General features: G+C 59.9%; 11 protein-coding genes. 6 read left to right on the top strand and 5 right to left on the bottom strand.

Annotated elements, in window-relative coordinates:
• Positions 1-62 precede the first annotated feature (62 nt).
• Positions 63-1526 (top strand): glyceraldehyde-3-phosphate dehydrogenase, encoded by a 1464-nt coding sequence (locus AB4O01_RS10435; RefSeq protein WP_186624461.1) that lies wholly within the window; start codon positions 63-65, stop codon positions 1524-1526.
• Positions 1527-1696: 170 nt separating this feature from the next.
• On the opposite strand, the gene tcuC is transcribed toward AB4O01_RS10435, so the two are convergent.
• Positions 1697-2998 carry an MFS transporter gene (gene tcuC, locus AB4O01_RS10430; RefSeq protein WP_016986740.1) on the bottom strand — a complete coding sequence of 434 codons (1302 nt, stop codon included), beginning with the start codon at positions 2996-2998 and terminating at the stop codon, positions 1697-1699.
• 162 nt (positions 2999-3160) lie between these two features.
• On the opposite strand from tcuC, the gene AB4O01_RS10425 reads away from it, so the two are divergent.
• A complete protein-coding gene (locus AB4O01_RS10425; protein WP_460092246.1) occupies positions 3161-4105 on the top strand; it encodes an FAD:protein FMN transferase in 945 nt (314 codons plus the stop codon).
• 197 nt (positions 4106-4302) lie between these two features.
• Entirely contained in the window at positions 4303-5697 is a 1395-nt protein-coding gene (gene sthA / locus AB4O01_RS10420; protein WP_064117858.1) for a Si-specific NAD(P)(+) transhydrogenase, read from the top strand.
• A 42-nt stretch (positions 5698-5739) separates the two neighbouring features.
• On the opposite strand, the gene AB4O01_RS10415 is transcribed toward sthA, so the two are convergent.
• Positions 5740-6462, bottom strand: coding sequence for a glycerophosphodiester phosphodiesterase (locus AB4O01_RS10415; RefSeq protein ID WP_007910500.1), 723 nt, complete (start codon positions 6460-6462; stop codon positions 5740-5742).
• 14 nt (positions 6463-6476) lie between these two features.
• Complete coding sequence (locus tag AB4O01_RS10410) at positions 6477-7058, bottom strand: PilZ domain-containing protein (protein ID WP_007910502.1); 582 nt, start codon at positions 7056-7058, stop codon at positions 6477-6479.
• A gap of 94 nt (positions 7059-7152) precedes the next feature.
• On the opposite strand from AB4O01_RS10410, the gene AB4O01_RS10405 reads away from it, so the two are divergent.
• From AB4O01_RS10405 to AB4O01_RS10395, 3 genes are all read left to right on the top strand, one after another.
• Positions 7153-8403 (top strand): lipoprotein-releasing ABC transporter permease subunit, encoded by a 1251-nt coding sequence (locus AB4O01_RS10405; protein WP_034156426.1) that lies wholly within the window; start codon positions 7153-7155, stop codon positions 8401-8403.
• Complete coding sequence (gene lolD / locus AB4O01_RS10400; RefSeq protein WP_007910506.1) at positions 8396-9094, top strand: lipoprotein-releasing ABC transporter ATP-binding protein LolD; 699 nt, start codon at positions 8396-8398, stop codon at positions 9092-9094. Before AB4O01_RS10405 ends, lolD begins: the two co-directional genes overlap by 8 nt.
• A gap of 63 nt (positions 9095-9157) precedes the next feature.
• Entirely contained in the window at positions 9158-10402 is a 1245-nt protein-coding gene (locus AB4O01_RS10395) for a lipoprotein-releasing ABC transporter permease subunit (RefSeq protein WP_093433700.1), read from the top strand.
• Positions 10403-10521: 119 nt separating this feature from the next.
• Here AB4O01_RS10395 and AB4O01_RS10390 read toward each other — a convergent pair whose 3' ends face one another.
• Together AB4O01_RS10390 and AB4O01_RS10385 are read right to left on the bottom strand one after the other, a co-directional pair.
• Positions 10522-11868: a heavy metal sensor histidine kinase gene (locus tag AB4O01_RS10390; protein ID WP_460091619.1), complete on the bottom strand. Its 1347-nt coding sequence runs from the start codon at positions 11866-11868 to the stop codon at positions 10522-10524.
• Positions 11868-12548 (bottom strand): heavy metal response regulator transcription factor, encoded by a 681-nt coding sequence (locus AB4O01_RS10385; protein WP_116256588.1) that lies wholly within the window; start codon positions 12546-12548, stop codon positions 11868-11870. Before AB4O01_RS10385 ends, AB4O01_RS10390 begins: the two co-directional genes overlap by 1 nt.
• Between the last annotated feature and the right edge of the window lie 77 nt (positions 12549-12625).

Raw genomic sequence — 12625 nt, 5'->3', positions numbered from 1 at the left:
AAGCGCGCATTGCTGAATGAGGTTGTCGGCGGCATAATGTAGCCCCTTTTTTCTGCCCCTACATGTGGAAGGTTACCGTGACTCAGAAGCCCGACCAGTGTCTTGGTGAATGGATCGACCGTGAAGCACTCGCAGAAGCGATGATTCCGCTTATCGGTCAGCTCTACCGCAATAACAACGTGGTGAGCTCGATCTATGGCCGCAGCCTGATCAACCAGTCTGTCATCGCGATTCTCAAAGCTCACCGCTTTGCGCGCCACCGTTCTTCCGACGACAGCGAACTCTCCGTCCACGAAACATTCCCACTGCTCAAGGCCATGAGCGAGCTCAAGCTCGGCGCGGCTTCGGTAGATCTGGGCAAGTTGGCGTTCAAATTCCGTAACGAAGGCAATGGCCGCAGCGCCGAGCAATTCGTTCGTGAAGAAATGGCTGACGTGGTTGGCCAGCAAAACGCTTCCGCACGTAAAGGCACCGACGTTGTGCTGTACGGCTTCGGTCGTATCGGCCGTTTGCTGGCGCGCATCCTGATCGAGAAAACCGGTGGTGGCGACGGTCTGCGTCTGCGTGCCATCGTCGTGCGCAAAGGCGCCGACAACGACCTGACCAAGCGCGCCAGCCTGCTGCGTCGCGATTCGGTCCATGGTTCGTTCAACGGCACCATTACCATCGACGAAGAAAACAACACCATCACCGCCAACGGTAACCTGATCCAGGTGATCTACGCGAAGAACCCGACCGAGGTGGATTACACCCAGTACGGCATCAAAGACGCGCTGCTGGTGGATAACACCGGTGTATGGCGTGACGCCGATGGCCTCGGTCAGCACCTGGCCTGCCCGGGTATCGACCGCGTTGTTCTGACCGCGCCTGGCAAAGGCAAGCTGAAGAACATCGTTCACGGCATCAACCACAACGAAATCACCGCTGACGACAAGATCGTGTCCGCCGCTTCCTGCACTACCAACGCCATCGTGCCGGTGCTGAAAGCTGTGAATGACAAGTTCGGCATCATCAACGGTCACGTCGAAACCGTTCACTCGTACACCAACGACCAGAACCTGATCGACAACTTCCACAAGGGCGATCGCCGTGGCCGTAGCGCCGCGCTGAACATGGTCATCACCGAGACCGGTGCTGCCACCGCTGCTGCCAAGGCCCTGCCTGAGCTGGCCGGCAAGCTGACCGGTAACGCGATCCGCGTTCCGACGCCAAACGTGTCGATGGCCATTCTCAACCTCAACCTTGAGAAAGCCGCTACCCGTGAAGAGATGAACGAGTACCTGCGCTACATGGCGCTGCACTCCGATCTGCACAAGCAAATCGACTTCGTCAACTCGCAGGAAGTGGTTTCGACTGACTTCGTCGGTTCGCGCCACGCCGGTGTGGTCGACGCTGAAGCGACCATCGTTCAGGACAACCGCGTTGTTCTGTACGTCTGGTACGACAACGAGTTCGGCTACAGCTGCCAGGTGGTTCGCGTGATGGAAGACATGGCTGGTGTAAACCCGCCAGCGTTCCCGCGCTAAGCACTCGTTGCAAATGAAAACGCCCCGACTTAGGTCGGGGCGTTTTTGTTTGTGTGCCTTTTAGAGCTGTGTTGTCAGTAGCGGCCTCTTCGCGAGCAGGCTCGCTCCCACATGGGGATTTGTGAACGACACAGATCCAGTGTAGGAGCGAGCCTGCTCGCGAAAGCGTTCTATCGAGCGCCGCCGGGTATGGCCGCTTGCGCGGTGCGCAGTTCATGCTTATTGCCGCGGAACAACACCAGCGTTGCAATCAATCCCAACACCGCCGCACCACTGAGCCAGATCCCCGGCGCAGCCTTGTTATCCAGCACATGAATCAGATACGTACACGCCGCCGGGGTAAACCCGCCGAACGTCGCGGTTGCCAGGCTGTAAGCCAGCGAGAAACCGGTCGTGCGCACCTCCACCGGCATGATCTCGGTCAGCGCCACCACCATCGCGCCGTTGTACGAACCGTAGAGGAACGACAGCCACAACTCGACAATCAGCAAATGGCTGAAGCTCGGGTTCGCCACGAGCCACGACAGCGCCGGGTAGGCGGTCAGGATCGCCAGAATCGTCGCCGCCAGCAGTAAGGGTTTACGGCCGATCTTGTCAGACACCGAGCCCATCACCGGCAACCAGAAGAAGTTCGACAGGCCGATGCACACCGTCACCAGCAACGCGTCGAAATCCGACAGGTGCAGCTCAGCCTTGCCGAACGTCGGGGTGTAGGCGGTGATCAGGTAAAAAGAAACCGTGGTCATCACCACCAGCGCCATGCCGGCGATGACGATGCCGAAGTTCTGACCGATCGAGCGGACGATTTCCCGCAGGGTAGGGCGGTGTTTTCTGGCCTGGAACTCCGGGGTTTCCTCCAGCGAGCGGCGAATGACGAAGATTACCGGCACAATCATGCAGCCGATCAGGAACGGCACGCGCCAGCCCCAATCGCCCATTTGTTCCGGGCTCAGCCAGTGGTTGAGGCCGACCCCGAGCAGGCCGGCGAAAACCACTGCCGCTTGCTGACTGGCGGATTGCCAACTGACAAAGAAGCCCTTGCGGCCTGGGGTGGCGATCTCTGCCAGATAGACAGATACGCCGCCCAGTTCTACGCCAGCGGAAAAGCCTTGCAGCAAGCGACCGAACAGCACGATCAGTGGCGCGGCGACGCCGAGGGTGGCGTAGCCCGGCACACAGGCAATCAGCACCGTACCGGCAGCCATCAGTGCCAGCGTGATGATCAGACCTTGGCGACGGCCATGGCGGTCGATATAGGCGCCGAGGAAAATCGCCCCGAGCGGTCGCATCAGGAAGCCGGCACCAAAGGTTGCCAGTGAAAGCATCAGCGAAGCGAAGGCGCTGTCGGTGGGGAAGAAGGTCTTGGCAATGGCTGTGGCGTAAAAGCCGTAGACCATGAAATCGAACATTTCGAGGAAGTTGCCGCTGACAACGCGAAAAATCGCTTTGCCTTTGCCCGTGGTGGAGGACATGTTCAGGTACTCACTATTGGATTTTGTATAAAGATGTTGCAGATCCTTTAATTCATAATGGCCGTCGCGGTTTTACGGAGAGATGAATAATTGTTCACTGGACGGTTGCTGGGGCTTGTGATTCTGGCTGGCTTATTGGCTGGCTGCGGCAATGGCGACTCCATGGAAGGCTTTGGTGGGCCGACCATGGGCAGCACGTATTCAATCAAGTATGTGCGCCGCGCCGGCTTGCCCGAGCCGAAGCAAGTTCGCGGTGAAGTGGAGGGGATCCTCGGCGAAGTCGATCGGCAGCTATCCACCTATCGCAACGATTCGGACATCGAGCGCTTCAACGCTTTGCCCGCCAACAGCTGTCAGAAAATGCCTGCAGCGGTACTTGAACTGGTCCGCACAGGCGAACAACTGTCAGCGCAAAGCGAAGGCTCCTACGACCTGACTGTCGAACCGCTGATGAATCTCTGGGGATTCGGCCCGCAGGGGCGCGAAGAGAAAGTCCCTGGCGCCGCCGCACTCGCCGAGGTGATGTCGCGCGTCGGTTATCAGCACTTGCGCATCAATGGCGAGCAGTTGTGCAAGGACGCCGCCGTCGAGGTCGATTTCAACAGCATCGCTGCCGGTTATGCCGTCGACACCATCGCGGCACGGCTCGATGCCATGGGCATCCACGATTACCTCGCTGAAGCCACGGGTGAGCTAAAGGCAAAGGGGCGAAAGCTTGACGGCTCATCGTGGCGCATCGCGCTGGAAGAGCCTCGTGACGATCAACAGGTGACCGAGCACATTATCAATGTCGACGGCTACGGCGTTTCCACCTCCGGCGACTACCGCAACTATTTCCTGCAGAACGGCCGGCGTTATTCCCACACCTTCGATGCGCGCACCGGCGCACCGGTCCTACACGACCTGGCGTCCGTCACGGTGATTCATCCTTCAGCGCTGATGGCCGATGGCCTATCGACATTGTTGCTGATTCTTGGCCCGGAAAGGGCGTGGGACTATGCGGAAAAACATGACATTGGTGCATTCTTTGTGATTCGTGCCGATACAGGTTTTGTCGTTCGTACCAATACGGCTTTCGAGCGCCTCACTGGCAAGAAAACTGACTGAGAACAATACGAAAGCTGGCGTTGTAGTGCAGGCAAAAGTAGCCTACGACGCGACCAAGGGTTAATGTGCGCGGCGTTGACGCTTCTATAGACTGTGTCCGGGTTCTTGATTGACCCCCAATTGTTCCTTCGCGCCGCCGTTCGGCGTGATTTAGCCGCCGGTGCTGCTGGCACCGCGGCCTGTTCTGAGGAGTACGCATGGCTGTCTACAACTACGACGTGGTGGTGCTGGGTTCCGGCCCGGCGGGAGAAGGCGCGGCAATGAACGCCGCCAAAGCAGGGCGCAAGGTCGCGATGGTCGACAGCCGTCGCCAGGTCGGCGGCAACTGCACCCACCTCGGCACCATCCCGTCCAAGGCACTGCGTCACTCGGTGCGGCAGATCATGCAGTTCAACACTAACCCGATGTTCCGGGCGATCGGCGAACCACGCTGGTTCTCCTTCCCGGACGTGTTGAAAAGCGCCGAGAAAGTCATTTCCAAACAAGTCGCTTCACGCACCGGCTACTACGCCCGTAACCGCGTCGACGTGTTCTTCGGCACCGGCAGCTTCGCCGACGAGCAAACCATCGAAGTGGTTTGCGCCAACGGCGTGGTCGAGAAACTGGTGGCCAAGCACATCATCATCGCCACCGGTTCGCGCCCGTATCGCCCGGCGGACATCGATTTCCACCACCCGCGTATCTACGATAGCGACACCATCCTCAGCCTCGGCCACACCCCGCGCAAACTGATCGTTTACGGCGCCGGCGTGATCGGTTGCGAATACGCGTCGATCTTCAGCGGTCTGGGTGTGTTGGTTGAACTGGTCGATAACCGTGGTCAGTTGCTGAGCTTCCTCGACTCGGAAATCTCCCAGGCGTTGAGCTATCACTTCAGCAACAACAACATCACCGTGCGCCACAACGAAGATTACGATCGCGTTGAAGGCGTCGACAACGGCGTGATCCTGCACCTCAAGTCCGGCAAGAAGATCAAGGCCGATGCCTTGCTCTGGTGCAACGGTCGTACCGGCAACACCGATCAGCTCGGTCTGGAAAACATCGGCGTCAAGGTCAATAGCCGTGGCCAGATCGAAGTCGACGAGGCTTACCGCACCTGCGTGCCGAACATCTACGGTGCCGGTGACGTGATCGGCTGGCCGAGCCTGGCCAGTGCCGCCCACGACCAGGGTCGTTCGGCTGCTGGCAGCATCGTCGATAACGGTAGCTGGCGCTTTGTGAATGACGTGCCGACCGGCATTTACACCATTCCGGAGATCAGCTCGATCGGCAAGAACGAACAGGAACTGACCCAGGCCAAAGTGCCGTACGAAGTCGGCAAGGCGTTCTTCAAGAGCATGGCGCGTGCGCAGATCGCCGGCGAGCCGCAAGGCATGCTGAAGATCCTGTTCCACCGTGAAACCCTGGAAGTGCTGGGCGTTCACTGCTTCGGTTATCAGGCGTCGGAGATCGTTCACATCGGCCAGGCGATCATGAGCCAGCCGGGCGAGCTGAACACCCTGAAGTACTTCGTCAACACCACGTTCAACTACCCGACCATGGCCGAAGCCTATCGGGTAGCGGCGTACGATGGCCTCAACCGGCTTTTTTGACGGGCTCCGGCCGGTGGCCTGAGCCGGCCGGGGAGACCGATTTCAGCAATTCTCGAGGGTGGCAGTGGCCAAACCGGGAAAGTCTGTAATCAGGCTGTCAACGCCGAAGTCGGCGAGTCTGCGCATCAGCGCAGGCTCGTTGACGGTCCACACCGACACATGCAGCCCCTGACGCTGCGCCTTCTGCAGGCGTTCCGGCGTACACAGCGTCCAGTTCAACGCGAGAATCTCACAGCCATAGCTGGCCGCGACTTTCAATGGGTCGAGCCAGGCGTATTCGGCGACCAATCCGCGTGACACATCCGGCACCAGATCCAGCGCCGCTTTCAGCACTTCCCGCGAACTCGAGGTGATCGTCACCTTGTCGAGCAGGCCATGCCGTTGCGCCATTTCACGAATCGCCAGCACCGTGGTTGCGGCGCGAGTCCGTGAAGCGCTTTTGACCTCCAGTTGCCAATGCTCGAAATCACACTTCTCGAACAACTCTTCCAGCGTCGGAATCGGGCACGGCTTGATCCAGCCCGGGCCACCCTTGCGCGCGTCGTAAGTGACCAGCTCGGCGGCGGTGTGTTCGACGACTTTGCCGCGCCGCTCCGTAGTGCGTTTGAGGGTCGGGTCGTGGATGACCATCAACTCGCCGTCCTTGGACAGGTGCAGATCGAGTTCGCAACGGCGCACGCCGTGCTTGAGACATTCCTGAAAGCTGCTCAGGGTGTTTTCCGGTGCTTCGCCCTTGGCGCCGCGGTGGCCGTAGATGAGGGTCACGGTGCTTCCTTAAATTAAATGCCTGATTCGTTCTGTTCGCGGGCCAGACGTCGTTCCTGGGCCTGCTTCTGCAAGATATAGCGGGCGAGCAACTGGCGCTGGGCATCGGTCAGGTGTTCGAACTCGGTACCGATGTCATAACCTTCGCCCTTGCGGTCGCAATGGGTGACGCGGGCACGCAGCAACAGGCCGAGCGCTTGCGGCATCAGCACCAGTTTCACTGACAGGTGAGCGCCGGTGGCAATCGGTGTCGGGTGCTGAAAGTCGATTCCGCCCTCGGAGATGATCACCGGTTGCGGCTCGCCGATATGGCCGAGCACGGTCAGGGCGACCACCTGGCTGAGCAGGTCGATGCGCTTGTTCTGGGATTTCAGGAACGCGGCGATGGCCCGGTCGCGCTCGCTGATCTGCCGCAACAGGTGTTGCGACTCGAATTCACTCAGGTGCAGTTCGCTGAGCAGGTTGAACAGTGGGGAAGCATCCTGCAACACTTCCTGGCCTGCGGCTTCGGGAGCAGACAGGGGCCGAATTTCCAGTGCGATCGTGTCCTCGATACGGTAGTATTCGCGGCGATCTTCTTCATCTAATGTCGACATGGCGAACCCATGGTAGCGGCGGTGGTCTGAGTGTAAAGCTGGTTATCGACCCCCGCCACAAGGACGTTCCTTTTCCCTCCGAACAAGCCCCGACATGTTCAGACCTCTCTTCGTATTTATCGGCACGCGTTATACCCGTGCAAAGCGTCGCAATCATTTTGTGTCATTCATTTCCCTGACTTCGATGATCGGGCTCGCCCTTGGCGTGGTCGTGATGATCGTCGTGTTGTCGGTGATGAACGGCTTCGATCATGAGATGCGCACCCGTGTGCTGGGCATGGTGCCCCACGCGACCATTGAATCCACTGAACCGATCAACGATTGGCAAAGCCTGGCCACCCAGGTCAAGCAGAACCCGCAGGTGACGGCGGTTGCGCCGTTTACGCAGATGCAGGGCCTGCTGACCAATAACGGTCAGGTGTCCAAGGTGTTGCTCAACGCCATCGACCCTGCGCTCGAGCGCAATGTGTCGATCATCGACAACTTCATGAAACAGGGCAAACTCGACGATCTGACGCCGGGCAGTTTCGGCATCGTCATCGGCGACAAGGCTGCGACCAAGCTCGGCGTCGGCATCGGTGACAAGGTCACCTTTGTCGCGCCGGAGGTCAGCGTGACCCCGGCCGGGATGTTCCCGCGCATGAAGCGCTTCACCGTGGTCGGCATTTTCCATGTCGGCGCTGGCGAACTCGATGGCTATCTGGGCGTGACCAACCTGCAGGATCTGGCGAAGATGCACCGCTGGAAGCCTGATCAGGTGCAGGGCATTCGCCTGAAGTTCGACGACCTGTTCCAGGCACCGCGTGTGGCGTGGAACATCGCCCAGCAGCTTGGCGAAGACCATTACTACGCCCGTGACTGGACCCGCACCCACGGCAATCTGTATCAGGCGATCCGTATGGAAAAAGCCATGATCGGCCTGCTGTTGTTGCTGATCGTCGCCGTCGCTGCGTTCAACATCATTTCCACGCTGGTGATGGTAGTCAACGACAAGAAGGGCGACATCGCCATTCTGCGCACGTTGGGCGCGACGCCGGGCACGATCATGCGCACGTTCATGGTGCAAGGCACGGTGATCGGTGTGGTCGGCACGGCGATTGGCGCGGTGGTGGGTATTTTCGCCGCGCTTAATGTCAGCGCGGCGATCTCGGCACTGGAAGGCCTGATCGGCCACAAATTCCTTAATGCTGACGTGTATTTCATTGATTATCTTCCGTCGCAGGTGCAGAGCCAGGATGTGGTCATGGTCTGCGCCGCTGCGTTGGTCCTGAGTTTCCTCGCCACCCTGTATCCAGCCTGGCGTGCCGCGCGCACCCAGCCGGCGGAGGCGCTACGTTATGAGTGAGTCGGGCATGAGTGAACAAGCAATCCTGAGCTGCCGCAACCTGGGCAAATCTTACGAGGAAGGCCCGGAATCGGTAGAAGTACTGGCCGGCCTGCAACTGGAGTTACACCCGGGCGAGCGCGTTGCGATCGTCGGCACCTCGGGTTCGGGCAAAAGTACCTTGCTCAACCTGCTCGGCGGCCTCGATACACCGACCAAGGGCAGCGTCTGGCTCGACGGTGAAGAGTTGTCGGCGCTGAGCGAGAAGAAGCGTGGCCTGCTGCGTAACCGTGCGCTCGGTTTCGTTTACCAGTTCCACCACTTGCTGCCGGAATTCACCGCACTGGAAAACGTCTGCATGCCGCTGCTGATCGGCAAGACGCCGATCCCGGAAGCGCGTCAGCGCGCCACGGCGTTGCTGGAGCGCGTCGGCCTCGGTCATCGCCTGGAGCACAAACCGGCGGAACTGTCCGGCGGTGAACGTCAGCGTGTGGCCATCGCCCGCGCCCTGGTGAACAAGCCGGGCCTGGTGATGCTCGACGAGCCAACCGGCAACCTCGACTCCCACACCGCCCAAGGCATTCAGGATTTGATGCTGGAACTCAGCACCTCCATGCGCACGGCGTTCCTGGTGGTGACTCACGACATGAACCTGGCCCGCCAGATGGATCGCGTACTGCACCTGCAAGAAGGTTGCCTCACGCCTATCTGACTGGCTGAAACCCGACGTCTGTAAAGGCGTCGGGTCTTTTATTTTTATACGGTGCCCCAGCGAATGTTCAGACCGTTATCGATCTTTATCGGCACGCGCTATACCCGCGCCAAGCGCCGCAATCGCTTTGTTTCGTTCATTTCGATGACCTCGATGATCGGCCTCGCCCTCGGCGTGCTGGCGATGATCGTGGTGTTGTCGGTGATGAACGGCTTCCAGCGCGAAATGAGCTCGCGCATCCTCGGCATGGTGCCCCACGCGACCATCGTTGGCGTCAAGCCGATCGATGACTGGCAGCCGGTAGCCGCCGCCGCGATGAAAAATCCTGAAGTGACTGCGGCCGTGCCGTTCACTGAGATGGAAGGCATGCTCTCCTACAAGGGCTTGATGCAGCCGATCCAGATCAGCGGCGTCGATCCGGCGCAGGAAGGCAAGGTCTCCATCGTTGCCCAGCACATTGTGCAGGGCCGTCTCGATGCCTTGAAACCGGGAGAGTTCGGCGTGGTGATTGGCGAAATCACCGCCCGCCGTTTCCGTCTCAATGTTGGCGACAAGATCACCCTGATCGTCCCGGAAGTCAGCACCGCCCCGGGCGGCATTACCCCGCGCATGCAGCGTCTGAACGTAGTCGGCGTGTTCAAGGTTGGCGCTGAACTGGACGGCTCGATGGGGCTGATCCACGTCGCAGACGCCGCGACCATGCAGCATTGGCAGCCGAATCAGGTGCAGAGCGTGCGTCTGGCGGTGAAAGACCTCTACGCCGCGCCGAAAGTCTCTTCGGACATCGCCGCCGGCTTGGGCGCCGAGTTCAAGGCTGACGACTGGACCCACACCCAGGGCAGCCTGTTCAGTGCGATGAAGATGGAAAAAACCATGATCGGCCTGCTGTTGCTGATGATCGTCGCGGTGGCGGCGTTCAACATCATCGCGACCCTGATCATGGTGGTGAACGACAAAGGCGCGGACATCGCGATTTTGCGTACCATCGGCGCCACGCCACGGCAGATCATGGCGATCTTCATGGTGCAAGGCACGGTGATCGGTATTGTCGGCACGATCATTGGCGGCGTGTTGGGCGTGATCGCCGCGCTGAATGTCAGTCAGATCGTGGGCTGGATCGAGCGAGTCAGCGGGCAGCACATCTTCAGTTCGGATGTGTATTTCGTCAGCAATTTGCCGTCGGAATTGCAGGGTGGGGACGTGCTGTTGATCTGCTCGGCGGGCTTTATTCTGAGCTTTCTGGCTACGGTGTATCCGGCCTGGCGGGCGGCGAAGATCGAGCCGGCTCACGCCCTGAGATATTCGTAAGCGACTCCATGCTCGTTCCCACGCTCTGCGTGGGAACGCCTCAACGGACGCTCCGCGTTCGGCTCTGGAAGGGACGCGGAGCGTCCCGGGCTGCATTCCCACGCAGAGCGTGGGAACGATCAGGTTCGAGGTAGCTCAATCACAAACCGCGTCCATCCTGCTTCAGATTCGCAATGAATCTGCCCACCATGGGCGCGGACGATCGACTGAGTAATCGCCAGCCCCAATCCCGCATGCTCACTGCTGCCTTCCTGCCGCGCCGGATCGGCCCGATAAAACCGGTCGAACAAGCGTGGCAGCAGCTCCGCAGAAATCCCCTCGCCGCTGTTTTCTATTGAAACGCGCACAGCGTTCGGTAGCTCAACGATCCGCAAGCTCACATAGCCCTCAGCCGGGGTAAACCGCAGTGCGTTATCCAGCAAATTCGACAGCGCCCGGCGTAACATGCTGCGATCACCTTCGATCCGCGCATTGCCCTCGCGCGTCAGCTTGACCCCGGCGTCCTCCGCCAGCGGCGCAAAAAACTCTAGTAGCACATCAGTTTCATCCGCCAGTTCCAGCGGTTCACGCTTGGGCATCAGCAAGCCGTGGTCCGCTTTGGCCAGGTACAACATGTCGTTGACCAGTTGCGCCATCCATTGCAGTTCTTCGAGATTGCTGTGCAGCGCTTCGCGGTAATCTTCGATCGGCCGGGGGCGGGTGAGGGTGACCTGGGTGTGGGTCAGCAGGTTCGACAGCGGTGTGCGCAGTTCATGGGCGATGTCGGCGGAAAACGCCGAGAGCCGCTGAAACGAGTCGTCGAGGCGTGCGAGCATGGCGTTGAAGCTGTGGGCCATTTCCGCAAGCTCGGGCGGCATTTGCGCTTCCGGCAGTCGGGCATTCAGCGATTGGGCGGAAATCCCACGGGCGACCGCGCTCACGCGCCGCAACGGACGCAAGCCGCTGCGGGCCGCCCAGGCGCCGAGCAAGGCAGTGGCCAGCGCCGAGAGACCGACCGTCAGCCAGATCAGGTGCTGCATGCGTTGCAGGAAGTGTTGGTGATGGGTGATGTCGAGCAACAAGGACAATTGCGGTGAATCGGCTTTGTCCGGGTAGAGCGGGGCGTTGAGCACGCGGTAATCGGTGCCGTCGTTGCTAACAGTCGACAGGCCGGATTGTTGCGGTAAATCCTTGGGGATTAGCGTCGAACTGTCGTACCAGCGTTGGCCGTCGCCGCCAGTGATGCGCAGCGACAGATCGGCCTGACGACTCAACTCATCCGCCAGCCGTGCTTCACGTTGGCCGGGTTGAAGATCCTGCAAGGCGCGGCGCAGGCCGATCAGCTTGCCGTCCAGTTGTTGCTGGTCGAGTTCGATGAAGTGCGCTTCGCTGGCACGGTTGAACAACACCCCGGCGAACAGCGAAACCACCGCGGTGCAGGCGGCAAACAACAAGGCCAGGCGTGAACTCAGAGACAAACGACGCATCAGGCGCCACGCTCTTCGAGCACGTAACCCATGCCGCGCACGGTGTGGATCAGTTTGTTGGGGAATTCGTCATCGATTTTCAGACGCAAACGGCGGATCGCCACTTCGATGACATTGGTGTCGCTGTCGAAATTCATGTCCCAGACCTGTGAGGCGATCAGCGATTTCGGCAGCACCTCACCCTGACGACGCAGAAGCATTTCCAATAGCGCGAATTCCTTGGCGGTGAGATCAATGCGTTGGCCACTGCGTTCGACCCGACGGCGAATCAGGTCCAGACGCAGATCGGCCAATTGCAGGCTGGTTTCTTGCGGTGTAGCACTGCCGCGACGCAACAGGCTGCGCACCCGCGCCAGCAGTTCGGAGAAGGCGAACGGTTTGACCAGATAGTCGTCGGCGCCCAGTTCCAGGCCATGCACCCTGTCTTCCACGGCGTCTTTGGCCGTCAGAAAAAGTACCGGCGTATCCAGCCCGGCGCTGCGCACCGCTTGCAGAATCTGCCAGCCGTTGCGGCCCGGCAGCATCACGTCGAGGATCAGCAGCGCATAATCACCGCTCAGTGCCAGTTGCTGACCGCTGTTGCCATCGGCCACCAGCTCCGTATTGAACCCGGCCTCGGTCAGGCCCTGGCGCAGGTATTGGCCGGTTTTCGCTTGGTCTTCGACGATCAACAGTTTCATGGGCAACTCGGGTTGTAGTAACTAAGGCTTTATATCGTGAGCGCGTGCGGTAAGCGCCAACCTGACAAAGTTGTAAT

The organism is Pseudomonas sp. S2_E02 (assembly GCF_054668355.1).
The sequence above is the reverse complement of the archived record's forward strand: the minus strand, read 5'-3'. Positions and strand labels throughout refer to the sequence as shown.

What these genes read in the sequence shown, in the direction of transcription:
- AB4O01_RS10435 (WP_186624461.1), top strand. Translation starts at nt 63, where the DNA reads ATGTGGAAGGTTACCGTGACTCAGAAGCCCGACCAGTGTCTTGGTGAA.
- tcuC (WP_016986740.1), bottom strand. Translation starts at nt 2,998, where the DNA reads ATGTCCTCCACCACGGGCAAAGGCAAAGCGATTTTTCGCGTTGTCAGC.
- AB4O01_RS10425 (WP_460092246.1), top strand. Translation starts at nt 3,161, where the DNA reads ATGGAAGGCTTTGGTGGGCCGACCATGGGCAGCACGTATTCAATCAAG.
- sthA (WP_064117858.1), top strand. Translation starts at nt 4,303, where the DNA reads ATGGCTGTCTACAACTACGACGTGGTGGTGCTGGGTTCCGGCCCGGCG.
- AB4O01_RS10410 (WP_007910502.1), bottom strand. Translation starts at nt 7,058, where the DNA reads ATGTCGACATTAGATGAAGAAGATCGCCGCGAATACTACCGTATCGAG.
- AB4O01_RS10405 (WP_034156426.1), top strand. Translation starts at nt 7,153, where the DNA reads ATGTTCAGACCTCTCTTCGTATTTATCGGCACGCGTTATACCCGTGCA.
- lolD (WP_007910506.1), top strand. Translation starts at nt 8,396, where the DNA reads ATGAGTGAGTCGGGCATGAGTGAACAAGCAATCCTGAGCTGCCGCAAC.
- AB4O01_RS10395 (WP_093433700.1), top strand. Translation starts at nt 9,158, where the DNA reads ATGTTCAGACCGTTATCGATCTTTATCGGCACGCGCTATACCCGCGCC.
- AB4O01_RS10390 (WP_460091619.1), bottom strand. Translation starts at nt 11,868, where the DNA reads ATGCGTCGTTTGTCTCTGAGTTCACGCCTGGCCTTGTTGTTTGCCGCC.
- AB4O01_RS10385 (WP_116256588.1), bottom strand. Translation starts at nt 12,548, where the DNA reads ATGAAACTGTTGATCGTCGAAGACCAAGCGAAAACCGGCCAATACCTG.